Origin of the sequence: Pontibacter sp. H249 (genome assembly GCF_037892465.1) — a bacterium.
In the GTDB taxonomy this organism is placed as follows: Bacteria; Bacteroidota; Bacteroidia; order Cytophagales; family Hymenobacteraceae; genus Pontibacter.
Genome location: NZ_JBBKTR010000001.1, coordinates 413015 through 439138, shown reverse-complemented (window position 1 = coordinate 439138; position 26124 = coordinate 413015). Strand labels below are relative to the sequence as shown.

16 protein-coding genes are annotated in these 26124 nt (G+C 46.2%); 10 read left to right on the top strand and 6 right to left on the bottom strand.

Translation table 11 applies throughout. The features are described from left to right. The first annotated feature begins 4 nt into the window (after positions 1–4). The 3 genes from murQ (at position 5) to WG943_RS01720 (ending at position 5305) form a co-directional block, all read left to right on the top strand. Entirely contained in the window at positions 5–817 is an 813-nt protein-coding gene (gene murQ / locus WG943_RS01730) for an N-acetylmuramic acid 6-phosphate etherase (protein ID WP_340406421.1), read from the top strand. A gap of 124 nt (positions 818–941) precedes the next feature. Next, positions 942–2465: a sodium:solute symporter gene (locus tag WG943_RS01725; RefSeq protein WP_340406420.1), complete on the top strand. Its 1524-nt coding sequence runs from the start codon at positions 942–944 to the stop codon at positions 2463–2465. A gap of 14 nt (positions 2466–2479) precedes the next feature. Next, positions 2480–5305, top strand: a complete 2826-nt coding sequence (locus WG943_RS01720) for an FAD-binding and (Fe-S)-binding domain-containing protein (RefSeq protein WP_340406419.1) — start codon at positions 2480–2482, stop codon at positions 5303–5305. 108 nt (positions 5306–5413) lie between these two features. On the opposite strand, the gene WG943_RS01715 is transcribed toward WG943_RS01720, so the two are convergent. The 3 genes from WG943_RS01715 to WG943_RS01705 form a co-directional block, all read right to left on the bottom strand. After that, positions 5414–6157: a DeoR/GlpR family DNA-binding transcription regulator gene (locus WG943_RS01715; RefSeq protein WP_340406418.1), complete on the bottom strand. Its 744-nt coding sequence runs from the start codon at positions 6155–6157 to the stop codon at positions 5414–5416. Between the two features lie 311 nt (positions 6158–6468). Beyond that, positions 6469–7641 carry an acyltransferase family protein gene (locus WG943_RS01710; protein WP_340406417.1) on the bottom strand — a complete coding sequence of 391 codons (1173 nt, stop codon included), beginning with the start codon at positions 7639–7641 and terminating at the stop codon, positions 6469–6471. A 109-nt stretch (positions 7642–7750) separates the two neighbouring features. After that, complete coding sequence (locus WG943_RS01705) at positions 7751–10609, bottom strand: glycoside hydrolase family 3 N-terminal domain-containing protein (protein ID WP_445323616.1); 2859 nt, start codon at positions 10607–10609, stop codon at positions 7751–7753. A gap of 401 nt (positions 10610–11010) precedes the next feature. Here WG943_RS01705 and WG943_RS01700 point away from each other — a divergent pair, with 401 nt between their 5' ends. From WG943_RS01700 to WG943_RS01680, 5 genes are all read left to right on the top strand, one after another. Then, positions 11011–11982 (top strand): N-acetylmuramoyl-L-alanine amidase, encoded by a 972-nt coding sequence (locus WG943_RS01700; protein ID WP_340406415.1) that lies wholly within the window; start codon positions 11011–11013, stop codon positions 11980–11982. A gap of 65 nt (positions 11983–12047) precedes the next feature. Next, on the top strand, positions 12048–13967 hold the full coding sequence (gene nagB / locus WG943_RS01695; RefSeq protein WP_340406414.1) for a glucosamine-6-phosphate deaminase: 1920 nt from the start codon (positions 12048–12050) through the stop codon (positions 13965–13967). Between the two features lie 294 nt (positions 13968–14261). Then, complete coding sequence (locus WG943_RS01690; RefSeq protein WP_340406413.1) at positions 14262–16577, top strand: glycoside hydrolase family 20 protein; 2316 nt, start codon at positions 14262–14264, stop codon at positions 16575–16577. 409 nt (positions 16578–16986) lie between these two features. Beyond that, positions 16987–18024, top strand: a complete 1038-nt coding sequence (locus WG943_RS01685; protein WP_340406411.1) for an aldose epimerase family protein — start codon at positions 16987–16989, stop codon at positions 18022–18024. Positions 18025–18160: 136 nt separating this feature from the next. Further along, positions 18161–18670, top strand: a complete 510-nt coding sequence (locus WG943_RS01680; RefSeq protein WP_340406410.1) for an ankyrin repeat domain-containing protein — start codon at positions 18161–18163, stop codon at positions 18668–18670. Positions 18671–18793: 123 nt separating this feature from the next. Here the strand turns inward: WG943_RS01680 and WG943_RS01675 are convergent, their stop codons facing one another. The 3 genes from WG943_RS01675 to WG943_RS01665 form a co-directional block, all read right to left on the bottom strand. After that, positions 18794–19552 carry a PRC-barrel domain-containing protein gene (locus tag WG943_RS01675; protein ID WP_340406409.1) on the bottom strand — a complete coding sequence of 253 codons (759 nt, stop codon included), beginning with the start codon at positions 19550–19552 and terminating at the stop codon, positions 18794–18796. Positions 19553–19585: 33 nt separating this feature from the next. Next, positions 19586–19768: a hypothetical protein gene (locus WG943_RS01670; RefSeq protein WP_340406407.1), complete on the bottom strand. Its 183-nt coding sequence runs from the start codon at positions 19766–19768 to the stop codon at positions 19586–19588. A 228-nt stretch (positions 19769–19996) separates the two neighbouring features. Then, entirely contained in the window at positions 19997–21211 is a 1215-nt protein-coding gene (locus WG943_RS01665) for a sensor histidine kinase (protein WP_340406406.1), read from the bottom strand. Positions 21212–21541: 330 nt separating this feature from the next. Here WG943_RS01665 and WG943_RS01660 point away from each other — a divergent pair, with 330 nt between their 5' ends. Then, positions 21542–22453: an ABC transporter ATP-binding protein gene (locus WG943_RS01660; protein WP_340406405.1), complete on the top strand. Its 912-nt coding sequence runs from the start codon at positions 21542–21544 to the stop codon at positions 22451–22453. Continuing rightward, positions 22450–26094, top strand: coding sequence for an ABC transporter permease/M1 family aminopeptidase (locus tag WG943_RS01655; RefSeq protein ID WP_340406404.1), 3645 nt, complete (start codon positions 22450–22452; stop codon positions 26092–26094). Before WG943_RS01660 ends, WG943_RS01655 begins: the two co-directional genes overlap by 4 nt. Positions 26095–26124 lie beyond the last annotated feature (30 nt).

Genomic DNA, 26124 nt, shown 5'->3' with positions numbered 1-26124 from the left:
TATAATGGAGTTTACAACCGAGAGAGATTCAAAGTATAACGATCTCGAGAAGATGTCTGTGAGGGAGATTCTGGAGAATATAAACAATGAAGACAAAACTGTTCCGCTTGCCGTAGAAAAAGCTATCCCGCAAATAGAAAAGCTTGCAGCCATAACAGCTGAGAGAATGAAAGCCGGCGGAAGGCTATTTTATATCGGTGCGGGTACCAGTGGTCGTTTGGGTGTAGTAGATGCATCAGAGTGCCCGCCAACGTTTGGTGTACCCTTCGATTGGGTGGTAGGCATAATTGCAGGTGGCGACACGGCAATTCGCAAAGCTGTGGAATTTGCTGAGGATGATGCCGAGCAGGCATGGAAAGACCTGCAAGCTTACGACATTGACGAGAACGATGTAGTGGTTGGATTGGCTGCCTCAGGTACAACTCCTTATGTAATCGGTGGCTTAAAGGCTGCTAATGCACATGGTTTAGCTACAGGTTGTATTGTTTGTAACACTGGTAGCCCGGTAGCAGCAGTGGCACAGTATCCTGTTGAGGTAGTGGTTGGCCCTGAGTTTGTTACAGGCAGCACACGTATGAAAGCCGGCACAGCACAGAAGCTTGTACTGAACATGCTAAGCACCTGTGTAATGATACAGCTAGGACGCGTAAAAGGCAATAAAATGGTAGATATGCAGCTTACCAACCATAAGTTGTACAACCGCGGCGTTAAAATGGTGATGGGAGAGACGGGTGCCGACGAGGAAACGGCAGCAGCTTTGCTACAAAAGCACGGTAGCGTTCGCCAAGCCATAGAATCCTTCTTGATTTCTTCTTAACTTTACAAAAGGCTGCTTAAAAAGTAGTCTTTATACTTGTTATACTTTTAATCTTCTGGCAGTAGCTGCGGGTACGTGCTTTTAGCACAAATCTTGCTGCTATTGCTGTGATAAATACCTGCCTATGTCTCCAATCACACTTCTGTCTTTTCTTATCGGGTACTTCGCCGTACTGATCGGAATATCGTACTTCACCTCAAGGGGAGCCTCTGATAACTCAAGCTTCTTTATAGCCAACCGTAACTCCAAATGGTACTTCGTAGCCTTTGGCATGATCGGTACGGCCTTATCGGGAGTAACGTTTATCTCGGTGCCAGGAGCCGTAAGCAACAATAGTTTTGGCTATTTTCAGTTTGTGCTGGGCAATGCTGTGGGCTTTTTATTAATTGCTTTCGTACTGCTGCCGCTGTACTACCGCATGAACCTCATCTCTATTTATACTTATCTAGAGAAGCGCTTCGGATACTGGAGCTATAAAACAGGTTCTATGATCTTCCTGGTGTCACGCACAATAGGTTCTGCATTCCGTTTATACCTTGTGGCCATTGTATTGCAGAAATTTATCTTTGACGCCTGGAATGTGCCTTTTGCGGCTACAGTAGCTATATGCCTTATACTTATCTGGATATACACGCACAAAGGCGGCCTTAAAACCATTGTGATCACGGATACACTACAAACGCTTTTCCTGGTTTCCTCGGTTATACTTTCTATTGTATTTATTGCTAATAGCCTCGACTTAAATGTGATGCAAACCTTTGAGGCGGTAAAAGAAAGCTCGTATTCAAAAATGTTCTTCTGGGAAGATTTTATGGGTACTAAGAGCCACTTCTTTAAGCAGTTTATTGGAGGTATTTTTGTAACTATCGCCATGACGGGCCTTGACCAGGACCTAATGCAGAAGAACCTAAGCTGTAAAAATATTGGTGAAGCACAAAAGAACATGCTGACGTTTACAGGGGTTTTCGTGGCGATCAATATCTTTTTCCTAAGCGTTGGTGCCATGTTGTACATGTTTGCCCAAGCTAAAGGTATTGATGTAACTGCCCTTCGTACACCAGATCACCTGTTCCCAGAGATTGCACTAAATCACATGGCCTTATTACCGGCTATCGTGTTTATGCTAGGTCTAACGGCGGCTACCTTTGCCACCACCGACTCAGCCTTGACAGCGCTTACAACCTCTTTTTGTGTAGACTTCCTAAACTTTACCAAAAAAGCCAACCACGATGATATCAAGTTAATTCGCACGCGACACTTAGTGCATATTGGTTTTTCAGTGGTGATGCTTTTGGTGATATTGGTATTCAGGATGATAAATGATGACTCTGTAGTGAACGCAATCTTCCGTGCTGCTGGTTATACATATGGGCCGCTGCTGGGCTTGTTCGCTTTTGGTATGGCTAACAAACGTGCCGTAGCCGACAAACTGGTGCCATACATTTGCATCATCTCGCCGATACTAACCTATGTCCTGGATACGAATTCAGTAGATTGGTTTGGGTATGCAATGGGTTTTGAGCTGATCGTTGTTAATGCTGCCATCACATTTATAATGCTGCTAGTAACAAGCAGGCAGGGTGGTGGTGAATTAATGGAAGCCCTAAAAGAGGCTGAAAGAGGCAGCAAGGTTAAACAGACAATCTAAAAGGAGGATCCTCCATGGAAATACAACAGCTTTTGGAGAACATTTTGCCAAAAGCGCGCATCAGGGCACGACTAATTGATGTAGTGTCCTACGCTTCTGATGCTGGCTTTTATTACCTGAGGCCAAAGGCTGTGGTGCAGCCGGTGTCGGAGGACGAAGTAAAGCAGCTTTTCGCTTTTTCGCACCAGCATAAAATCCCGCTTACTTTTCGTACGGCCGGTACCAGCCTTTCAGGGCAATCTATAACAGATGGTATACTCGTGGACCTGAGCCAGTACTGGAACAAAGTGCAGGTAGAGCAGGATGGGGAGCAGGTGCGTGTGCAGCCGGGTGTGATCGGGGCAATTGTAAATGCACACCTGCGTCCGTTTAAGCGTAAAATCGGGCCAGACCCGGCAAGTATAAATTCGGCGATGGTGGGTGGTATACTTTCCAACAACGCCAGCGGCATGTGCTGCGGGGTGAGCAAAAACTCCTACCATACCACCAAGTATATCCGGTTTATACTTCCGAACGGCAACAGCTATACTACTGAGTTGGAAGCCGATTATTCTAGATTTGAGGCGGAGTGCCCGGAGCTTTTCCATACTTTGGAGGAGCTAAAGCAGCAGATACAGCATAATCCAGAGCTGCACGGCATTATCAGGCACAAGTATAAAACCAAGAACACGGTAGGCTATTCAGTCAACTCCTTCATAGATTTTGAGCATCCACTGGATATACTGGCGCACCTGCTCATTGGCGCAGAAGGCACACTTGGGTTTATTGCTGAGGCTGTTCTTAACACCGTTCCGGATTATCCTGCCAAATCCACGGCTCTTTTATACTTTCCGGATATCTACGCGGCCTGCCAGGCCATTGTACCTTTAACAGAGTCCGGGGCAGAGGCTGTTGAGCTGATGGACAGAGCTTCTCTGAAGTCTATTGAACACATGGCTGGTGTACCAGCTGTCATTAAAACCTTACCTGAAAAGGCTGCTGCTTTGCTGGTGGAGTTTCAGGCAAACACTCCGGCACAGGTGCAAGAGAAGATACTGCAGTTTATGGCGCTGGCACCGGAGCTGGCTTTATTGGAGCATCCTGTATTTACAACAAACCCTACAGAGCAGGCATTGCTCTGGAAGGTGCGTAAAGGCATGTTCCCGGCAGTAGGTGCGGTGCGTGCGAGTGGTACAACAGTATTGCTGGAAGATATTGCCGTTCCGGTTGCTAAACTAGGGGATGCTATACTTGACCTGCAGGAGCTTTTCCGAAAGCACAGTTACGCTAATGCTATCATTTTCGGCCATGCCAAAGACGGCAACATTCACTTTGTAGTTACACAGGCTTTTGATTCGCCATCGGAAGTAGAGCGTTATGATCGCTTTATTAAAGAGGTGGTGGAACTGGTGGTGGGTAAGTATACAGGCGCACTAAAAGCGGAGCACGGTACCGGCCGTAACATGGCCCCGTTCGTGGAAACAGAATGGGGGCCGGAAATCTACCAGATCATGCGCAGGCTGAAAGAGGTTGTGGATCCGGAGAACCTGCTGAACCCGGGAGTGATTATCAACCATGATAAGAATGCACACATCCAAAACCTGAAGGAGCTGCCGAAGGTAGAGGAGGAGGTTGATAAGTGTATGGAGTGTGGTTTTTGTGAGCACAAGTGCCCGAGCCGCAATATAACCCTTACGCCTCGCCGCAGAATTGTAGTGCGTCGTGAGTTGCTGAACTTAAAAAGAAAAGGGCAGAAGCAGGAGCATACCCAGCTGCTGGATCAGTACCAGTACGATGGTTTAGATACATGCGCTGTAGATGGCCTTTGCGCCACCGCTTGTCCTGTTGATATAAACACAGGTGACCTAGTAAAACGCCTGCGCCGCGAAAGCCACAATGATTTTGCCAACAACCTAGCCCTACTAGTTGCTAAAAACTTTAAACCAGTAGCCTCTACCGTCAAATTTGGCTTAAAAGCCGGAGCAGGTATGAATAAGTTTTTCGGAGTGAATACGATGGCGAAGCTTACGAAGTCAGCTAAAGGCATCATTCCTGAATTCCCGTTATGGACGAACCAACTGGCTCCGGCACCGGACTTAGGCACTGCCATGGCAAAGGCTAATTTACCAACAGACGAAGCAGAGGTAGTATACTTTCCGACTTGTATCTCCCGTACTATGGGTTCTGCTGAGGGTGGTAAGAAAAGCATTATTGAGACATTCATCAGCGTGTCGGAGAAGGTGGGGATCAAGTTTACCATACCAAAGGATGTGCAAAGTTCCTGCTGCGGTCAGATCTATTCATCTAAAGGGTACAGCAAAGCCTTTGCCTATACCGCAAACGAAACCATCAGCAAAGTATGGGAGTGGACCGATAGGGGCCGCTTGCCGCTGGTGCTGGACATTACCTCCTGTACTTATACTTTGCAGAACTGCCGCCCTGTACTCACGCCGGAAAACAGGCAAAAATTTGATGTGCTTAAGATCATCGACAGCATAGATTATGTTGCTGATTTTATTCTTCCAAAGGCTACGGTACTGCAAAAGAAAAAGAGTGTGGTGGTGCATCCGGTTTGTACAGTACAGAAAATGGGCATCGAGACTAAATTTATAAGTATAGCCAAGCAGCTGGCGCAAGAGGTAACGGTACCGATGCATGCAGGCTGCTGCGGCATGGCTGGCGACAGAGGTTTCCTGGTGCCGGAGCTAACAGCTTCTGCCACAGCGCCTGAGGCAAATGAAGTTAAGCAGCGTGCATATGATGGTTACTACTCCTCAGCTAAAACCTGCGAAATGGCCATGACAGAGGCGGTAGGTAGAAATTATGAGTCGATAGTGTACCTGCTGGATGAGTGTATCTAGTTTTGATTATTGATTATTAGTTGTTGGGAATGAAAAGTATAAAAGCAGCAGGCCCGTTCCACTAAAGAACGGGCCTGCTGCTTTTATACTTTTCTATTTTAGCCTAGCTTAGATTACCGCAACCGTACTCTTATACTCTTCCAAGAAATTATCTTTCGGGCTCAGGTCTGTGATTAGGTAATGGATATTATTCAGGTCGCATACTTTCATATTCTGGTTAGAGCCCAGTTTTTCAGCGATACTCATAATGGCTGTTTTCTTCGCTGCACGGATCATGGCTTTCTTCACCTGAACTACCTCCCAATCAGAATCGGTTAGGCCGTCAGCTATGGAAAGGCTGTTCGTGCCAAGTATACAAAGATCAACCTTTATCTCTGCCAGCTGGTTTATAACCTGTGCACCAATAATGATCTGAGAGTTTTTAGATAGCTGACCGCCTAAAAGTATAACGGTACTGTTAGAACGCTCTGCCAGTTCCAGGGCAACCAATGGGCTAACGGTGAAGAACGTGCATTTAAGGGAGTCCGGTATCATACGTGCCACCTCAATCATAGTAGTACCCCCGCCAACCAACACAGTCATGCCATCCTGCAGCATGTGCACTACTTTGGCCGCAATCTCTTTCTTAGATTCCTTGGCGTATACTTCTACCTGCTGGAAAGGGTAATGGAAAGATTTTGATAATGCGCCTCCGTGTACTTTAAGTATCTTGCCGCTTTCGGCCAATTCATTCAGATCTCTGCGCACTGTATCTTCCGATACATTTAATTTTACACTCAGGTCCGATGAAAGTACTTTGTTGTGTAGGTTTATCTGCTTTATAATAAAAGCCTGCCGTTCTTCTTTTAGCATTCTGTTAGCTTCATAGGATAAAAGTCAAATATAAGTTTTTTTCTATAAAATCAACAAAACAGAAAAGCGGATTATGTTTAATGCCAGATATGAATGCCTTTGATAGAGGAGCCTTTATGAAGCCATAAGCTGGCTTTCTAATCTTGTATATGCTTAAATCCAGCAAATTTTAATCAAAAAAGCCTGCCCTCACGGTTGTAAGAGCAGGCTTTGAGTTAACAATGGTTTATGCTTCTGCAGATAATTTACCCACCCCCAGCCCCTCCTCGGAGGGGCTGGGGGTGGGGCTTCTGTAGTGTGAAAGAAATACGCTATACTTTCACGTAAATCTTTTTCTTGTCCATCCAGAAGCCAACGGCCCACATCACCAGCATGTATAATAGCGCAAACAGGAGCGAAGCTGTTTTGCCCTCCGACCAGGTAAGGAATAAATGGTCATAGATCCATTTTTGAAGGCTCACTTCCCCAACTCTTATAAAGCTGAGCAACTTAATAACAAGTGTTGCCAGCGCAAAAATAAAGAGAGGGTTCTTACCAAAGGCTTCGAAAAAGTATGTCCACTTTACAAAGCCGGCAATTTCAATAATAAGTATAAGCCCGGCAAGTATAAGCAGGCTTAGGCCCACAGAGTGCAACACATAAGAGCTAGTCCAGATTGGTTTATTGATCGGGAAACTCTGGTCCCAAAGCAGCGCAATTACCACCAGCACACCACCCACCAGGGCAAGTTTCAAAACAGTGTTTATATTGTTGCCATTCTTCTTGATAAAGACACCTGCAAAGTAACCGGCTATCACATTAATGGTGGCAGGCAAAGTGCTTAGCAATCCTTCCGGATCGAATGGTATTCCGAAGCCTTTGTACAGGTTTTCATCTGGTATGAACAGGCTGTCAAACTTTAGGGCGGCATTACCCTCCAGGCTATAAGGGTCGGCTGGATTACCGAATAAGTACATGATGCCCCAGTAGCCGAGTAATGCCACCACGCTAAAGATAGCTGCACCTTTCAGCTTCAGGTAATGCACCACCAGTGAGGCAATAAAATAGCAAAGGGCAATGCGTTGCAATACACCCATGATGCGTACGGCTGTAAAATCCTTCAGCACAATTTCGCCATCGGTGCGGGTAACGAACGGGAACAGGTGCAGGAAAGTACCGATTAGAAAGATAAGCGCTGTTCTCTTAAGCACCTTTCTCAGGAATACACCGTTTGGCTGTTGTTCGAACTTGCGCATGCTAAAGCTCATGGCGTTGCCTACTACAAACAAAAAGGATGGGAACACCAGGTCTGTAACTGTAAAGCCGTGCCAGGCGGCATGTTTAAATGGAGCATAAATGCTGCCCCAGCTGCCTGGGTTATTTACAACAACCATAAGGGCAATGGTTAGCCCACGCAATACATCGAGTGATAAGTAGCGCTCAGAGGCACTGTTTCTTAAAAGTCCTGCAGCTGTGGTTTCGCGTACCATGGTAGTCTTGTTCATGACAGGTTATTTAGTAAGCGTAAGTAAAAAACATAGTTGTTATTCTGTACTAGTGGCTTATAGCTAAAAACAAAAGGCCGCTCTGTAACAAGCAGAGCGGCCTCTAAAATTATTGTGAAACTGCAGATGCTTCTGCCTTCACTTGTTTAGATTTCTGGATGGCCTCATAAACAACTTGCAACGCGTTGGTGCGGGTGTTCAGGCGGCTCAGTTTCGGATTCTCACGAGTAGGGTTCACGCGGTTAGACAGGAACACGTACACAAGTTGGTTTTCTGGGTCTACCCAAGTATATGTTCCTGTAAAGCCGGAGTGGCCGAAGCTTGTTACCGGAGCCGACGGAGCAGCGTTGCTGTTTTGTGCACCTGGCTTAGAAGGTCTGTCGAAGCCAAGGGCGCGGTAGTTACCCTCATCGCAGAACTGGCATTTACTGAACTCGCTTACTGTTTTTCCGGCGATGTAAGTTTTGTTTGCATAGCTACCGTCGTTCAGGTACAGCTGCATCAGCTTAGCAACATCATTGGCATTACCAAACAAGCCGGCATGGCCACTTACGCCTCCTAGCATGGCTGCGCCTTCGTCGTGAACGGTAGTATGTAACAGCTGTGCTCTAAAATGTGGCTCATACTCTGTTGGCACAATCTGATTTGGTGCGTAGTACTTGTATGGGTTAAAAGTAAGCGAAGTGGCACCAATAGGAGTATAGATTTTCTCCTTCAGGTACGACTCAAACTCCTGTCCTGTAATATGCTCTACCACTTTCGGCGCAAGTATAAACGATAGGTCGCTGTATACATAACCCGGCTTCTCGTTTAGTGGTGATGCAGCAATTTCCTTATAGATCTTATCAGCATACTTTCTGTGGATGTACAGGTTATTCGCCACTTTAATCGGGAAGCGTGCCGAAGAATCTGCTTTGAAAGTTGCCCACTTAAATTTACCGTTTTTCTTTACCGTCTGCTGCCAGAAAGGTATCCAGGCTTTCAGTCCGGCCTGGTGTGTAAGAATGTCTCTGTACTTTAGGTTCTCTTTATTAGAGCCCTGCATCATTGGCAAGTATGAACCTAGTGTGTTGTCTACATCAAAGCGGCCTTCGCCTTTCAACTTCATCAGGGCAGCCAGCGAAGTAGATATTTTTGTAACAGAAGCCAGATCGTATAGGTCGGTGTTTTTTACAGCGGTCTCGTTGTCGTACGTATGGTACCCAAAAGACTTCTGGTATATAACCTTGCCGTCTTTTGCTACCAGCACCTGCGCACCTGGCGTAGCTTTTTCACGTATGGCCTGTGCTACAACTGAGTCTATGCCAGCAAAGTCCTGCGTTTTTAAACCAACTGCTTCCGGCGAAGTATAAGCCAAGCGTAAATTACCCTGTGTTGTAAGTCCGTCGCCAATCTTAAAGGCATTAGAAACCGTTACCGGCAACTTACCCTTAGCGCCAACAGCACCAAAGATGATTTGCGAAACCACATCCTGGGCCAACGCATTTTCCTGGTAAGCAGTGATCACGGCATTGGCTTTGTCCACGCTCTCGAGGTTTGCCAGGCTGTACACGTTACCGAATACACTCACGATTGTTTTTTGGCTGCGGATCAGGTCTTTCAGAAACAGGTTCATTTCAGAGGTAATACCGAAGTTGCTGCTGCCTGCTTTCAGGTTTAGTTTATGCACACCTGCAACAACCAGGTTATACTTTGCCAGTTGCTCTTTTAGTTGCTGCAATTCTGCCAGCGTAGCAGTAGGCTTCAGGAAGAATGTGTCTACTTTAGTATAGCGTGCTAACCCTCTCTGGAAATCTGTTTCCTTGTTTGTGCCGATGGCCAGGGCAGCAATACGCATGGTATCCAAGGTTTGAATTGGGAGTATGTTCTGCTTGTTGCGCAGCAGTGTCACAGACGCTTCCATCAGTTGGCGGTTCAGATATTCTGCGTGCGGGTTGTTAAGGTCGGCAATCAGGTTTTTCGTTTCGATCGACTCCCACTTATCAAGGCCCATCCACAGTTTGGCAGCAAGCACTTTGCGGGTACGTGCGTCAATCTCAGCCATCGTAATCTCTCCGTTTTTGATGGCTTTCTTCACCTCTGCGATGGTTGTTTTTACGTCCATGGTGTTCAGCATCACATCGTTGCCGGCCAGTAAGGCTTTCACGTCTACTACCCCCGGAGGATAGAATTTAGCTACGCCCTGCATATTTAGCGCATCGGTAAACACAAGTCCTCTATAGTTTAGCTCTTTTTTAAGCAGGTCTGCTACAATTTTCTGCGATAGCGTAGAGGCCAGGTTTGGTGTGTTGTCCAGCACCGGTATGTTCATGTGCGCTACCATTACGCTGCCTAAGCCATTATTCATCAGCTGGCGGAACGGGTATAACTCCGTGGAGTCGAGGCGGGTGCGGGAGAAATGGATAACCGGCAGGCCGTAGTGTGAGTCTACGTTGGTGTCGCCATGGCCGGGAAAGTGCTTGGCACTGGCTAGTACGTGGTTGTCCTGCATGCCTTTCATGTAGGCAATAGACTTGCGTGCTACGTTATACTTGTCCTCTCCAAAAGAGCGGAAGCCGATTACCGGATTATTCGCATTGTTATTAATATCTACAGTTGGAGCAAAGTTTATCTGGATACCCATGCGCTTGCACTGGCGGGCAATCTCTGCACCCATTTCATAGATAAGTTTTTCGTCGGTTACGCCACCCATCGTCATCTGGTACGGGAAGCGTACCGTAGTATCCAGGCGCATGCCCAAACCCCACTCGCCATCTATACTTACCATTAGCGGCACCTTTGTTTCCTGCTGAAAACGGTTCGTCATTTTTGACTGCCTTACCGGGCCACCCTGGAAAAAAATCAAGCCACCAACCTTGTACGTTTTGATCAGGTTGCTGATAGAGTCGATATGCGCCTGGTCCTTGTTAGAGTATACCGGAATCATGATCAGCTGCGCAATGCGCTCTTCCGGCGTCATGGTTTTCATAACTGAGTCAACCCAACGGGCGTTCAGGTTTGCCAGAAAGGCAGGGTCTCGCGTCGGATCAAAAGTAGTGGCTGCCGTTTTTAGGGTAGCAGGTTTGCGGCTTTTTGAGCGTTTTGCCTGTGCCTGCAACAGGTTCGGGCAAAACAACAGCAAAAGAATTAGCGTTACTGATGATAAAAAATATTTTTTCAAAGCAGAATAGTATGTAATTGGGTTTGATTTACTGCAATATAAGTGATTTTAGATACTTTATATTTTTATTTGCGGCAAATTTTTTAATTCCGGCAAAAAAAAGCAATCTTGAGCTTCGAAATGGCAAAGGTACCATTGCAAGTGTAAAGCTAGGAAAAAGGATTAACATTGCTTTGCTTCCAAAACGTAGACGGTGCCGGAGATAACCATTGATTAAAGTTGCTGTATTTTTATACTTATTGTTCCTGATGATGAAATGTTCTGCTCTTAGAACATCACTGGTTGTACTAATAGGCCTTGTCGCAGCTTCGTGCTCGGTTAACCCGTACGCAGCTACTAACAGAGCTTACAAAAAGCAGGCTAAAGCTTATGCCCGTACATTATGGGCTGAGCCGAATCCTGGACCAGGTGATGCTGCTTATCTGCAGGGCGATTACTGGGTAGGTGCCACAAACTTTAACATGCGTAAGCCCAACTACGTGATCATTCATCATACAGCACAGAACTCAACAGCACAAACACTAAAAACGTTTACTACGCCTGCCACACAGGTAAGTGCCCATTATGTGATAGGCCGTGATGGTAAAGTATACCACATGCTGAACGATTATTTGCGGGCATGGCATGGTGGCAACAGCCGCTGGGGAAACAATACAGATATCAATTCTTCTTCTATCGGGATTGAGCTGGATAACAATGGTGCAGAGCCTTTTGCCGATGCACAGCTAAGCAGCTTGCTGGGAGTGTTGGAAATGCTGAAGAAAAAGCACAACATTCCAACAGCCAATTTTATTGGCCACTCAGATATAGCGCCCAGTCGTAAGGTAGACCCTAACCCGACCTTCCCCTGGAAGCAGCTGGCTGACAAAGGGTATGGCCTGTGGTATGATGCCGACGCCTTGGATAGTGTAGTTGTTGCAAAAGTATACACAGATTCTGCTGCCGTAGCCGATTCAACACTACTACAGCCAGAAATACTGGAGTTTGAACTTGTACCGCTGCACCAGATACCTGATAACTTTAGCCCTGAAGATGCTTTACGCATCATCGGTTACGATATCAGTAACATGGATGCAGCCATTAAAGCGTTTAAGCTGCACTTTATACAAACAGAAGTAAACGCAGTGCTTACCGACAAAGACAAGCAGATACTGTATAACTTATATTTAAAGTATAGGTAAAACTGCCGGAGCACAAAGATCAATTTTAAAACATTGACCCTTAACATTACTGCAAATAGAAAACTATGGCTCGATTAAACCTTCTTGAGGAAACACGATTTGAGAAGCTGCCCACCTCCATTTATCCGGATCAGCGCATTGCTTCTGTAAATGTAGCGCAGCGTATTGCTGATCTGATTAAAAACAAGCAGCAGAAAAACGAAATGGCTGTGCTCGGACTTGCCACAGGTGCCACGCCTGTAGGTGTGTACGCAGAACTGGTGCGCATGCACCGCGAAGAAGGCCTGAGCTTCAAGAACGTGATCACCTTTAACCTGGACGAATACTACCCGATGCAGCCTACCGCGGTGCAGAGCTACGTAACGTTCATGAACGAGAACCTGTTCGATCACATTGATATAGACAAAAACAACATTCATATTCCGGATGGCACTCTGCCGCAGGATGAGATACATGCGTACTGCCTGAACTATGAGCGTAAGATAGAGGAAGTTGGCGGACTGGACCTGCAGATACTGGGTATTGGACGTACGGGGCACATCGGTTTTAACGAACCGGGTTCTGCGCCAAACTCGGGTACACGCTTAGTAACCCTAGACGACCTGACACGCCGCGATGCCTCCCGTGACTTTGGTGGTAAAGAGAATGTGCCGCGCAAAGCCATCACGATGGGTATCGGTACCATCTTCAAAGCCCGCGAGATTATACTTATGGCCTGGAGCGGCAAAAAAGCTCCTATCATTAAAAAGGCAGTAGAAGGAGAGATGTCTTCGGATGTACCGGCTACTTACCTGCAGCTTTCCGATAACGTAGAGTTTGTACTGGATACAGATGCTGCTTCTGATCTAACGCGCTTTAACACGCCTTGGCTGGTGAAGGACTGTGTTTGGGATGATGCCCTGATCAAGAAGGCTGTTATCTGGCTTTCTAACAAAGTAAAGAAGCCAATCCTGAAGCTGACTGACGAAGATTATAACAACAACGGCATGGCCCAGCTGGCTACAGAAAAAGGCCCGGCTTACAACATTAACATCGACATCTTTAACAAGCTGCAGCGCACTATTACCGGCTGGCCAGGTGGTAAGCCAGGCGCTGATGACAAGCAGCGTCCGGAGCGTGCCGAGCCGGCTCAGAAACGTGTGGTAATTTTCTCGCCGCACCCGGATGACGATGTGATTTCGATGGGCGGTACGTTTATACGCCTAGTAGACCAGGGCCATGATGTGCATGTGGCTTACCAAACCTCAGGCAACACCGCTGTTTGGGACGACGACGTGCTGCGCTACGTGGAATTTGCCATCGACTTTAACAAAAGTATAGGCAACGACACAGTTAAGCTAGAGTCTATTTACAAAGATATGCGTTGCTTTAGCGGTCAGAAGCAGCCAAACCAACTAGACCCGAAAGAGATACGTGATGTAAAGGCCTTTATCCGTAAAAGTGAGGCCATTTCCGGGGCACGTTATGCTGGCCTTGATGATGATCACATACATTTTATGGCTCTGCCATTTTACGAAACCGGTAAAACTGTTAAAAAGCCGGTTACAGAAATAGATGTGCAGCTTACCATAGAACTGTTGCAAAAAATTAAGCCGCACCAGGTATTTGCTGCCGGCGACTTTGCCGATCCGCACGGAACACATATTGTGTGCTTCAGAATAGTAGAGGAGGCTTTAAGAAGACTGCGTGATACTGAAGAATGGGCGAAGGATTGCTGGTTCTGGATGTACCGTGGTGCATGGCACGAGTTCGAAACACATGAAATTGAGATGGCTGTACCGTTGTCGCCACAGGAGGTGGAGCGCAAGCGCTTTGCCATCTTTAAGCACCAATCGCAGAAAGACCGTCCGGTGTTCCCTGGGGATGATGAGCGTGAGTTCTGGGTAAGGGCAGAAGAGCGTACCCGCGAAACAGCAAAGAATTACGACAACCTTGGCCTTGCCGATTATGAGGCTATGGAAGCGTTTGTTAGATGGAAATTTTAAGTTAGTTTTTTTTATTTGATTAAGGGGAACTTCCTTGTGTGGTGTTGCGGGTGCTTTGGTGAGTGTTCCTGCACACCATACTTGGAGGTAATCAAAAAGTGCGGCTGTTAAACCAGCAAACTATAAACATGCTGGTTAACTAATTTCTCCAACCCCTCTCTGAGTGAGAGCCTGCTGAAAGACTTTGGCATGGTGGTTACTCCTCATCCATAACAACACCTTATAGTAAGCCTCTTTGCCGGGGTGGCCTCTTGTTGCAATAAACCTTATCTTTACAATACTCAAAGTATACGTATGATAACCAGACTGATCACCCTAACCCTAAGTATTGCCATTGCAGTAACTGCACCTGTACTTGCCCAAAGTGTATCTCTTGTTCCGCAGCCGGTACAGCTAAACATGCAGCAAGGCAGCTTTACCATCTCCAAAGATACCAAGATCTACATTGATGCTAAAAATGAGGAGTTAAAGCGCATTGGGCAGGTGCTGGCACAGGAAATCAAGGCCAAAACGGGTGTACAGCCAGAGCTGGAATATAAGAAGCCGAAAGCAAAAGCCACGAACCTGATTTACCTTACCCTGCAGGGTGCTCACGATACACTCGGTACTGAAGGTTATACTTTAAAAGTAAGGCCTACTCGTATAACACTGGCTGCCAACAAGCCAAATGGTGTTTTCTTGGGTTTGCAGACTATTAAACAACTTTTACCTGCCAATGCCACTACTGCCGTTGTAACAATTCCTGCCCTTGATATAGTAGACAAGCCACGCTACGATTGGCGCGGTATGCACCTGGATGTGGTACGTCATTTTTACCCGGTGGAGTTCGTGAAGAAGTACATCGACTACCTGGCGATGCATAAGTACAACACCTTCCATTGGCACCTTACGGATGACCAGGGCTGGCGCATCGAGATAAAAAAATACCCGAAACTGACTGAGGTAGGCGCATGGCGCGACAGCACACTGATTGGCCATTACTGGGACTTGCCACAGACCTACAAAAAAGAACGTCACGGAGGTTACTACACCCAAGAGGAGATAAAGGAAGTAGTAAAATATGCACAGGACCGCTACATTACCGTAGTACCTGAAATCGAGATGCCTGGCCACGCATTAGCGGCATTAACCGCCTATCCTGAGTTATCGTGCACAGGTGGTCCGTTTAAAATAGAATCGAAGTGGGGAATTTTTCCCGATATTTTTTGTGCCGGAAACGAACAGACTTTTACTTTTCTGGAAAATGTGCTCACAGAAGTAATTGCTTTGTTCCCGAGTAAGGTTATACACGTTGGTGGCGACGAGGCTCCAAAATCCCGTTGGAAAGTATGTCCGAAATGCCAGAAACGTATTGCCGACGAAGGTCTGAAAGACGAGCACGAGTTGCAGAGTTACTTTGTGCAGCGCATGGAGAAATTCATCAACGCGAAAGGCCGTATTATAATTGGTTGGGACGAAATACTGGAAGGCGGACTAGCCCCGAATGCCTATGTAATGTCGTGGCGCGGAACAAAGGGCGGCATTGAGGCAGCTAAGCAGAAGCATTATGTGGTAATGACCCCTGGAGCACCTCTATACTTTGACCACTACCAGGGAGAACGTGAGCTGGAGCCGATTGCCATACACGGCTATAACCCACTGGAAAAAGTATATAACTTCGAGCCAACGCCAGCCGAGCTGTCTGCCGACGAGAAAAAGTACATACTAGGTGCACAAGCCAACCTCTGGACAGAGTACATTTCAACAGCCTCGCATATAGAGTATATGATGATGCCACGCATGGCAGCCTTAGCGGAGGTGCTCTGGTTACCAGCTGGTAAAAAGGACTGGAAGAGCTTTAAGAACCGCATGCAGCAACAGTACAAACGTTATGATGCGCTTGGTGTAAATTACGCTAGAAGCGCATTTAATGTGAGGCAGCAACTGCAGGTAGATACCGCTAAGGCAAACGTACAGGTAAACTTTGCCAACGAGGGCGCCAACACAACCATTCGTTATACTTTAGACGGCACTGAGCCTACTGCTGCATCTCCGGTTTACAATAAGCCTTTTGCGCTAAACCAATCTGCAGTAATAAAAGCTGCCTCTTTTGTAGATGGCAAGCAGGTGGGTACCACGAGCACTAAAACCTTTAATGCACACAAGGCTTTTGCAAAGTCTGTTAAATTAATAACTCCAGCGCACACAAGTTACAACAACAAAGCCAAGCTGGTAAACGGACTGAAGGGCTCTACAGATCAGACGGACGGCCACTGGACCGGTTTCCTGGGAACAGACATGGAGGCAGTGCTGGACCTGAAAACAGTTAAACCCGTTTCGAAGCTGAGCGCCTCTTTTATGCAGAACATTGGATACCGTATTTTCCTACCGGCACAGATTGAGTATGCTGTATCAGAGGATGGCAAAAATTACAAAACCGTAAAGGTGATCACAAACCCTGACCCAACTGCACAGGAAGGTATACTAACCCGTGCTTTTGATGCAACAATACCAGCCACTAAAGCACGATACATAAAAGTTAAGGCTACAAACGTAGGCGTTAGTCCAGAGAAGTATCCGTCGGCTGGCCAGAAAACATGGCTTTTCGCTGATGAGCTGATGGTAGAGTAAGTATAAACCTGAACAACAAAGTATAGCCGAGGCTGATCTTAATGATTGGCTTCGGCTATACTTTTTAATACCGTTAGTTGCTGGGCAAGTCTTAAGAGCAGCCTCATTGTTTGCCAAGTATACAGGGCTATCTTTTCTCTTTCATATTCAGTAATACTATAGTTCCCATAGTATGAAAAGGTAGGCAGCATGGAGAACATAGTTGTTGCGTACTCAAACAAGTAGCATGCGCACCCACGGGTGTAATCTTATCAGGAAAGTATAAACTAAAAGTCACAACCACATGATGATGCCCGGCTTAAGCAGAACATGGTCTTTCTTTTTGTTAGCTTTAACTATGGCAGGTATGGTTGGCTGCAATAGGGCGGGTAATACCTTAGAAAGTACGAACACAACACTGATACAGAATATGAAAATAAACAAGGAGCCCTTTGGCACTTTACCAACTGGAGAGGAAGTATACTTGTACACTCTAATCAACAAAAACAAAGTGCAGGTTAAGATCACAAACTACGGTGCCATTGTTACTTCTCTCATCACTCCGGATAAAGACGGAAAAATGGGTGATGTTGTGCTGGGGTTTAACACTGTAGAGGGGTATATACCAAACGAGCCGCACATCGGGGGTGTTGTAGGGCGCTACGCCAACCGCATTGCAAAAGGTAAGTTTACACTGGATAACCAGGAGTATACTTTATCAGTCAATGACAGTCCAAATCATTTACACGGTGGTAATATAGGATTTGATAGAGTGGTATGGCAGGCAGCGGAGCTACCGGAGCAAAATGCGATAAAGCTTACGTATGTAAGTAAAGATTTGGAAGAAGGGTATCCCGGTAATCTGACTGCTGTTGTTGCCTATACTTTAACTGATGATAATGAGCTAAAGATAGACTACGAGGCCACAACCGATAAACCAACACCTGTTAACCTGACAAACCATAGTTATTTTAACCTTAGTGCCGGCCGGGAACAAGATATCTTGAGCCATGTAGTACAGATAAATGCTGCTAAGTACACAGCCACAGATGCTACACTTATACATACAGGTGAGTTGCGTTTGGTAGAGGGAACGCCATACGATTTTACAGAACCAGTGGCAGTAGGAAAACGCATAAACAACCTGCAAGGCTACGGTTATGACCTGAATTATGTGCTTGGCAACAGTGGAAGTAGGCCGGAGCACGCAGCCACCGTTTATGAGCCAGTATCTGGACGTGTATTGGAAGTTTACACCACTCAGCCAGGTCTGCAGCTCTACACCGGCTATCATTTAAAAGGGGATCTAACAGGAAAAAATAACAGAACATATAACCGTTATGCTGGACTTTGCCTGGAGGCGCAGCACTTCCCTGATTCTCCAAACCACCCAAATTTTCCGTCTACTATCATCAGGCCAGGGGAGAAGTATCAGGAGACTACCATCTATAAGTTTCTGACGAAATAAAATAAGAGTAGCTGCCAATTAAGGTAATGGGCAACATAGATTTGGGCAGGTTATACTTATACTTTTAGATAGTGTAACAGCCACTTTTACGTTTGCTTCGTACTCCCTTATAAGCTCACTAAAAACTAACTAAGCCATGACAATTTATTCCACCAGTGCAGAACACCTCCTGTTTGATGCAGCCCGAAGAGGTGACATTGAGTACCTGAAGCAGAGAATAGCTGAGGGAGCCGATCTGAATATTAGAGACGACCGGGGATTTTCGCCATTAGTGCTAGCCAGCTACGATGGGCACGAAGAGGCAACCCGCTTGCTATTGGAGGCAGGCGCAGGCCCTAATGCTCAGGATAACGGTGGCAACACTGCTTTAATGGGAGTAAGCTTTAAAGGCTACCCAGCAATTGCCAAACTGCTTATAAAATATGGCGCAGATTTAAACAGGAAAAGCAGCAATGGTTATACTGCCCTGATGTTTGCTACTTTGTTTGGCCGCAACGAACTGGTAAAGCTGTTACTAGAGCAAGGTGCAGATGAAACGATAAAAGATTTGCAGGGCCTTACCGCATCAGATATTGCTCACCAACAAGGTAACCAAGAGGCGATAAGTATATTCAATAAATCTGCAAAAACTAGTACTGAGCAGTAACAGAGAGATTTGCTGATAAAGTATAAAAGGTAAATATTCTGATTACGCACCACACAAACAAATCCGCCGCCCTACATATGAAGTAAGGCGGCGGATTTACTTTTAAAAGGATTAGCTTAAGAATTATATATCCAATGCTCTTCTTTTTAGAATTGTAAATTCTTCCTCAGTTATAGACCCTCTTTTACGCAGGCTTTCGAGGCGCTCTATAGTGGCAATGGAGTCTTCTACTGTCTTGGGTTGGTTTTCCTCCCTGTGCAGGTCGTCAGTAGAGTAAGTGTCATAGTTAGCCTTGTCCTCGTCCCGCATGGCATACCTCTGGTCGCGCACTTCATGCTCAGAAGTATAAAAGCGATCTTCGTTGTAAGCTTCGTCGTTGTAGAAGTCGTTCGATATTTCGCGACGGTGATCTGGTTCTCTGTTCAGGGCATCATCAAACTCTCTTTTGTAGTTCTCGTTGTCATCTTCTCTTGAGTCGGCTAAGGTCTCGTGCTGCGTTTTACGGAAGTTGTCGCGAACGGCATACTCGTAATCCTCTGGTACTGGCCCACCCTGGTAAATAGGATAATGCCCAATTGACCTGGAATCAATAGAAGATACAAAAACGTTTTTGCCTTTTTTATCAAGTGCTGCGGCACCTATAGGAACCAGCATATACTGGTCACGGTCTGTGTTAAAAAAACTACGGTCTGCCACAACAGAAAGGTAGCGTGCCTTCATGGCGTTCATATCTACGATCAGGTCCTTTACCACTCCCAGGCTTTCGCCGTCTGCACCCACTACACGCCAGCCAATTACATCCGGGTTATCCTTTGCTATTTTATAGTCTTTCAGGTCGCTGAGTGCAGAAAGCCTGTCGTTTCTTGTTTCGTTAGTTGCCATACTTTTGCCTATTAAGTTTGTTGTCTTTTAAATTTATACAAGTAGTGGAGGTATGCCGGTTGGTATCATATAATCTGCTGTAGAGAAGGCTGCCGCAACTGTATTATCGTCGGTTAGGAGCTCGTAAATCGCCCAAATCAGCAGTGCTACAATTACCAGCAGCAGTATCCAGGGCCATATAGGTTTCTTCTTGCGTTCAATGTTAATCTCTGCCATTTTTCAGTTTGCTTATTTCATAGTTTCATTAAGTACACCACACATGCAGGCTCCGCATTTGGGGTGCAATGGATGGGTGATTTTAATACGCTGGCAATTAACTTTATGTTGAAAAATGCAGATAGGAGCCAGGAGAAATGCCTGAAGAATTAGGAGCAGTTATTGGCTGGAGAAAACAAACCGGCAGAAGCAATGGCTGCCTCTGCTAAAGAAATCGAGAAGAGGTGGCTATAGTAGTATTGTAAACGTTGTGCCTTCGCCTACTGTGCTGTTAACGCTAATCTGGCCGTCTCTGTGTTCGACCATTCGTTTAACGAGGTAAAGGCCAATGCCGCTTCCTTCCACGTGGTCGTGGAATCGCTTGAACATGGTAAATAATTCTGAATGCTTGCTTTTCGGGATTCCTAAGCCGTTGTCTGTAAAAGTTATACGCGTTTTTCCGTCTACTTTATCCATTTGGATTTGAATATCCGGAGCTCTATCCGGAGACCTGTACTTGATCGCATTGCTAAGCAGGTTGTAAACGATACTTTTAAAGTTGTTTTCTGGGAAACTGATCAGTGGAGTTTTGTTACAGGTTACATTTATCTGTGCCCCCGATACTTCTAGAAATTTTCCTAACTCCTGCTTTACGTGCTCCACCACTTCAAATAAATTCAGGTCTGCAGGTACTACATCGTCTCTGCTGGCTTCTGCTTCCACAATAGTTGTCAGGTCTTTTATGGTTATAGCAAACTGATCAAGCGAGGACCTGAGCATGGTAGCAATATTTTTTAGGTCCTTCCTGTCCAGGTCTTCTTTGTTTACAGCATCAGTTAATAAGTGCAGTAAGGCCTGAATATTAGCAACAGGGGTCTTTAGGTCATGAGAGGCAACATAAACAAAGTTATCTAAATCGAAGTTGGCGTTTGCCAGCACTTTGTTCTCGTTTGTTAATTTGATGTTGGCTTTCTGGGCTTTCTCCAGTAACTCTAAGCTTTGTAAATGAAAGGCCAGCAATTCTGCAAACATGGTAAAAGTGCCTATCACTTGGGTATTGTTTACCTTGGCAGGGTTGGCGTCTATAGCGCAAAGTGTCCCAAAAAAAGTGCCGTCTTTTAATATGATAGGTACAGAAATATAACTCTGCAGGCCATAGATGCGTGGTGTGTGATGGTCTTTGTAAAGCGCGTCTTCAGAAGCGTTGTCAAAGACAATTAGTTTGCCGCTATCACGGATCTCGTTACAGAGTGTGGTTTCAATCTCAAGTTCTCCTCCTTCTTTTAAGCCAAAGCCAACTTCATCGCGAACACTGCAGGCTAGCCAACGTTCCTGGGTAACACGTGCAATGGCTGCAAAACCCATTCCGGTTGTCCGGCATATCACCTCCAGCATAGCAGGCACAATCGGAATCTGTTTTACAGTTTCTACATCCTTCAAAAGCTTGTCTTTGGTCTTGATCATAGTTTTACTGCTAACGGCCTAAATCTTAAGAGAATAGTAGAGGACAATATTTAAGTGTTGCTACTGTACAAAAGCAAGAGCTGTTTACACAAAGGTAAAATAATATACGAGTTTTGCAGGAAGAATTAAGTTTAAATTATTGAAAATTAATTTATTGCAATAAAATGTAAAATGGTTTTTGAGAGGTTAAATGATGTTCATCACATCTTTCTGGCACTTCATCACATTTAGTTGATACAGAGTTTCATGATATCTAATCTTACATCAGAAACGCCGAAGCACTCCCAATGCAAAGGCCTAAAATCTGGTGCTATTAGACAAGATAAAACTATGGAATTAACAATCAGGAATGTGTCTAAAACCTACCCCAATGGTGTAAAGGCGCTATATAACGCCAGCCTCACTATCTCGCCTGGTATGTATGGTTTACTGGGGCCAAACGGTGCGGGCAAATCTACTTTAATGCGCATATTGGCTACGTTGCAAGACCCAGACGAGGGGCAGATATACCTTGGAAGTATAAATGTGGTGCAGGAAAAAGAGAAGGTGCGGGAAACGCTTGGCTACCTGCCTCAAGAGTTTGGCGTGTACCGAAATTCTACTGCCGATAGCCTCCTGAACCACTTTGCCATTTTGAAGGGAATAACAGGCAAAGCTGCCCGAAAAGAAGTGGTGGAGGGGTTGCTGCGGCAAACAAACCTATGGGAAGTGCGCAGGCAGAAACTTGGTGGCTACTCAGGAGGTATGCGGCAGCGCTTCGGCGTGGCAGTGGCATTACTGGGTAATCCAAAACTGCTGATTGTAGATGAGCCCACTGCCGGCCTGGATCCATCGGAGCGGGTACGTTTCCTGAACCTGTTGTGCGAGCTAGGCGAGAACAGTATTGTTATACTTTCCACGCACATTGTAGAGGATGTATCAGAACTCTGCACCCGCATGGCCATCATCAACAAAGGAGAGATATTACTGGAGGCAGAGCCGCTACTGGCTACGGAGGCGCTGCAGGGGAGGGTATGGCGCAAGGTAATTTATAAAAGCGAGCTGCCAAAGGTGGAGCAGGAACACACTGTAATCTCTACTAAACTGCTCGGGGGCCGTTGTGTGGTGCGTGTTTTCAGTGGTTGCATGCCCGATGCTGGATTTGAACTGGCAGAGGCCAACCTCGAGGATGTATACTTCAGCACCATGACCGGCCATACTAATTTAAGCAGCAAGCACCCGGAGAAGGAGGTAGTGTCATGAAGTTCAGAGAGATTTTCCGGTTCGAACTAGTATACCAGCTGAGCCGCATTTATACCTGGTTATACTTTGGGATATTTCTGACGCTCACCTTTACCATGGCAGCCAGTTTTGTAGATAATGTGCGGGATGGAGACTACCTTTTGAATGCCCCCATTGTTACCGCTGCCATCTCTTCTATTGCCAGTTTACTCGGATTATTGGTAGTAGCTGCGGTGGCCGGCGATGCTGCCACCCACGACCTGCAGGAAAGAATTGAACCGCTGCTTTATACTTCTTCGGTTAGTAAAGTGGCTTACCTGGGCGGCCGCTTTTTAGGTGCTTTTGTGATTATTGCCGGGGTAATGCTGGTGGTGCCGCTGGGGCTTATACTTATTACTGTACTTCCCGGTATAGATGCAACACTATTCGGGGCACCTCAGCCACTAGGATACCTTAATGCTTACTTGTTGGTGGCGTTGCCAAATACTTTTGTTTTCACCGCTATACTTTTTACCGTGGCACTGCTTAGCAGGCATGCATTTACAAGCTTTCTGGTTGGTGGCTTCCTGTTTATGGGGTCGCTTACGATTAAGGAAATTTTAGCAGATCAGATGGGGATGTGGGATTTGGGGCGTCTGCTGGATATGTCCGGCTTTACGGTATTCGGTGAGTTAAAAATGGCCACGCCTCCCCATGAAATCAACACAAAGCAAATAGGTTTAGAGGCAGGATTATACTGGAACAGGGCCTTATGGCTGGCAGTAGCCTTAGGTGTTTTAGGTCTCTCGTATTACAGGTTCCGTTTTGCCTACTTTGTAAGTAATTCCTGGTGGAGCCGCCTACTGATTAAAAAAGCAATTAGTATTGAGACAGGCTTACCTGCACCTGTGGCAGTGCCGCAACTTAAAGGAAACTTCAATTTTAATACGCATGTACTGCAGGCCGTTTCCATAGCGCAGCACTCCTTCCGGGAAAGTATAACCAGTTGGGTCTGGATTGCACTTGCCGGCCTTGTTGCCATGCTGCTTATCGTAGTTCCGGAGTTGCTGCAAGGTCCGCTTGGTGTACCACGCACGCCTGCTACAAATAGGATGGTTTCGCTGTTCAGTTTTTTGCCGGTGCAGCTAATGGTGGTGGCGCTGATAACCATTTATGTTGGGCAGCTTGTATGGAGGGAGCGCGATGCACGCATGAATGACATTGCCGATGCTGCGCCTGTGCCAAGCACTGTATTATTGGCAGGAAAGCTACTGAGCATTCTGCTATTGTTGCTCACGCTGCAGGCCGTGTTTATAACAACTGGTATGCTTATACAGCTGGCTGAAGGGCACAAGGCTCTGGAGCCTGGCCTCTATTTTAAAGCTGTTTTTGGGCTGCAGATGGTAGATTATCTTTTAATTGCTTGTGTGGCCATGGCAGTGCACGTGCTGGTTAACCAAAAGTATATGGGGCATATGATCGTGTTCCTGACTTTCCTGTATACTCTTTTTGCCGGAGAGCTGGGGGTAAGAGATAAGCTACTGATTTATGGAGCAGCGCCAGCTTACTCTTATTCAAACATCAGTGGCTTTGCCGCCACACTTGCTCCCTGGTTCTGGTTTAAATTGTATTGGGCTGGTTGGGCATTAATGCTTGCCTTGGTAGCAAAAATGCTTTGGGTACGTGGCCGTGAAATTTATTTAAAACGCAGATTCTATCAGGCATTTGCAAAACCTACCCGCACACTTATACTTACAGGTGCAGCTGGCGCAGTGCTAATTTTTACAACCGGCGCCTTTGTGTTTTACAACACGAGTATCCTGAACAAAAACTTTTCACTGGATGAACTGGCAGAACGCAGAGCCAGGTACGAACAATTTTACAGCAAGTACAGCCACGAAGTACAGCCAGGAGTAACGGCCATTGCACTGCATGTGGAACTGTATCCGGAGCAGCAAAAGGCTGAGGTGCAAGGAGCTTACACACTCCGTAACAACAGCAATACCACCATAAATACAGTGCACCTGGCTACTGCCGCAGAGGCAGAAACAACCAGATTATACTTTAGCCGGAAATCAAGCATCATACTTCAGGACGATGACCTTCGGCACAGGGTTTATACTTTGCAAGAGCCACTTTTGCCGGGAGATTCTGTAAAACTATACTTCAAGTTAACCTACAACCCGCAAGGCTTTACAAACGAAGGCAACAGCACATCTGTGGTCGAGAACGGTACTTTCTTTGTGGCGCAGGACTGGTTGCCGGCCGTTGGGTATCAGGCAGAGAGAGAGTTAAGCAATGCCGCGGCACGCAGCAAGTATAAATTGCCTGTTAAACCAGCCACTCCGTCTCTTTACGATAGTACAGCGCTGTACAAAATGGCAAACCGGGAGCGGGTGCGGTTTGAGACAACGGTGGGTACAGTGCAAGACCAGCTGGCGGTTGCTCCAGGCTTACTTCTTAAAAGTTGGGTAAAGGGTGGCAGGCGTTACTTTCACTACAAAGCTGATAATCCTATACGCACCATGTTCCCGATCTTCTCCTCAAACTATGCAGTGCGAGAGGCAAAATGGCAAGATGTGCAGCTACAGATTTTTCACCATCCAGCACATACTTTGAACCTAGACCGTATGGAGCAAAGTATAAAAGCATCATTGGGTTATTACACCAAACAATTCGGACCTTACCCGCACAAACAACTTAAACTGGTAGAATACGCTGGCGCAGGCACTGGCGCAACATCCTATCCCGGCACTATTGCCTACACAGAAAGCTTTGCTGCACTCAACCCTGCTGCTGATTACAGAGAATTTGATCTGCCTTTTGCGGTGGTGGCGCATGAGATAGCACACCAGTGGTGGGCGCACCAGCTAATACCAGCACCAGTAGAGGGTGCACCGGTTCTGGCCGAAAGCCTTTCTTGGTACAGTGCGCTGGGGGTAGTAGAGCAAAAGTATGGGCCAGACCATTTGTGGCGGCTACTGCACGTAATGCGCGATTCGTATCTTACGCCTCGCTCTAAAGCAGATTTGCCTTTAATAAGAGCCACAGATCCGTTTCAGGCTTACCGTAAAGGGCCATTTGCTATGTATACGCTGCGGCAGTATATAGGAGAGGAACAGGTAAACCAAGTACTCCGCAGGCTGCTCCAAAAGTATAAGTCCGGTCAGCCACCTTTGCCCACCACCCTCGACCTGTACCGCGAGCTAAGAGCCGTTACGCCAGATTCTTCTAAAAACTTACTAGCAGATTTATTTGAAAGAAATACCTTTTGGGATGTAGAGATGAAAGAGGCACAGGCAATGCAGCAAAGTAATGGAAAATGGCAGGTAAAGCTGGAGGTGAAAGCGCGTAAAGTGCAGGTAGATAGCACTGGCATAGAAACAGAAATGCCCATGAACGAGCCAGTAGAAATTGGCATATTTGCCGCTCAGAAGCAGGAAAATAGTAAACCACTCTACTTACGCAAACATTACATCCGGTCAGGTGTGCAGCAGCTAACTGTTATTGTACCGGATAAACCTACTGCTGCAAGTATAGACCCCAACCACCTGCTGATCGATACCAATATCTACGATAACAGAAAGGAAATAAAAACGAAGGAGGTGCCAAAGCTTTTCGGAGTTATTCAATTTAAACCCAAAGACCTGGTGATAGACTTTGTTACCACTTCCTTTTTGTAAGTATGATTCCGTCACAAAGTATTAGCGTTT

What these genes read in the sequence shown, in the direction of transcription:
- nagB (WP_340406414.1), top strand. Translation starts at nt 12,048, where the DNA reads ATGGCTCGATTAAACCTTCTTGAGGAAACACGATTTGAGAAGCTGCCC.
- WG943_RS01705 (WP_445323616.1), bottom strand. Translation starts at nt 10,609, where the DNA reads ATGAAAACCATGACGCCGGAAGAGCGCATTGCGCAGCTGATCATGATT.
- WG943_RS01655 (WP_340406404.1), top strand. Translation starts at nt 22,450, where the DNA reads ATGAAGTTCAGAGAGATTTTCCGGTTCGAACTAGTATACCAGCTGAGC.
- WG943_RS01685 (WP_340406411.1), top strand. Translation starts at nt 16,987, where the DNA reads ATGAAAATAAACAAGGAGCCCTTTGGCACTTTACCAACTGGAGAGGAA.
- WG943_RS01665 (WP_340406406.1), bottom strand. Translation starts at nt 21,211, where the DNA reads ATGATCAAGACCAAAGACAAGCTTTTGAAGGATGTAGAAACTGTAAAA.
- WG943_RS01670 (WP_340406407.1), bottom strand. Translation starts at nt 19,768, where the DNA reads ATGGCAGAGATTAACATTGAACGCAAGAAGAAACCTATATGGCCCTGG.
- WG943_RS01675 (WP_340406409.1), bottom strand. Translation starts at nt 19,552, where the DNA reads ATGGCAACTAACGAAACAAGAAACGACAGGCTTTCTGCACTCAGCGAC.
- WG943_RS01690 (WP_340406413.1), top strand. Translation starts at nt 14,262, where the DNA reads ATGATAACCAGACTGATCACCCTAACCCTAAGTATTGCCATTGCAGTA.
- WG943_RS01680 (WP_340406410.1), top strand. Translation starts at nt 18,161, where the DNA reads ATGACAATTTATTCCACCAGTGCAGAACACCTCCTGTTTGATGCAGCC.
- WG943_RS01715 (WP_340406418.1), bottom strand. Translation starts at nt 6,157, where the DNA reads ATGCTAAAAGAAGAACGGCAGGCTTTTATTATAAAGCAGATAAACCTA.
- WG943_RS01660 (WP_340406405.1), top strand. Translation starts at nt 21,542, where the DNA reads ATGGAATTAACAATCAGGAATGTGTCTAAAACCTACCCCAATGGTGTA.
- WG943_RS01725 (WP_340406420.1), top strand. Translation starts at nt 942, where the DNA reads ATGTCTCCAATCACACTTCTGTCTTTTCTTATCGGGTACTTCGCCGTA.
- murQ (WP_340406421.1), top strand. Translation starts at nt 5, where the DNA reads ATGGAGTTTACAACCGAGAGAGATTCAAAGTATAACGATCTCGAGAAG.
- WG943_RS01710 (WP_340406417.1), bottom strand. Translation starts at nt 7,641, where the DNA reads ATGAACAAGACTACCATGGTACGCGAAACCACAGCTGCAGGACTTTTA.
- WG943_RS01720 (WP_340406419.1), top strand. Translation starts at nt 2,480, where the DNA reads ATGGAAATACAACAGCTTTTGGAGAACATTTTGCCAAAAGCGCGCATC.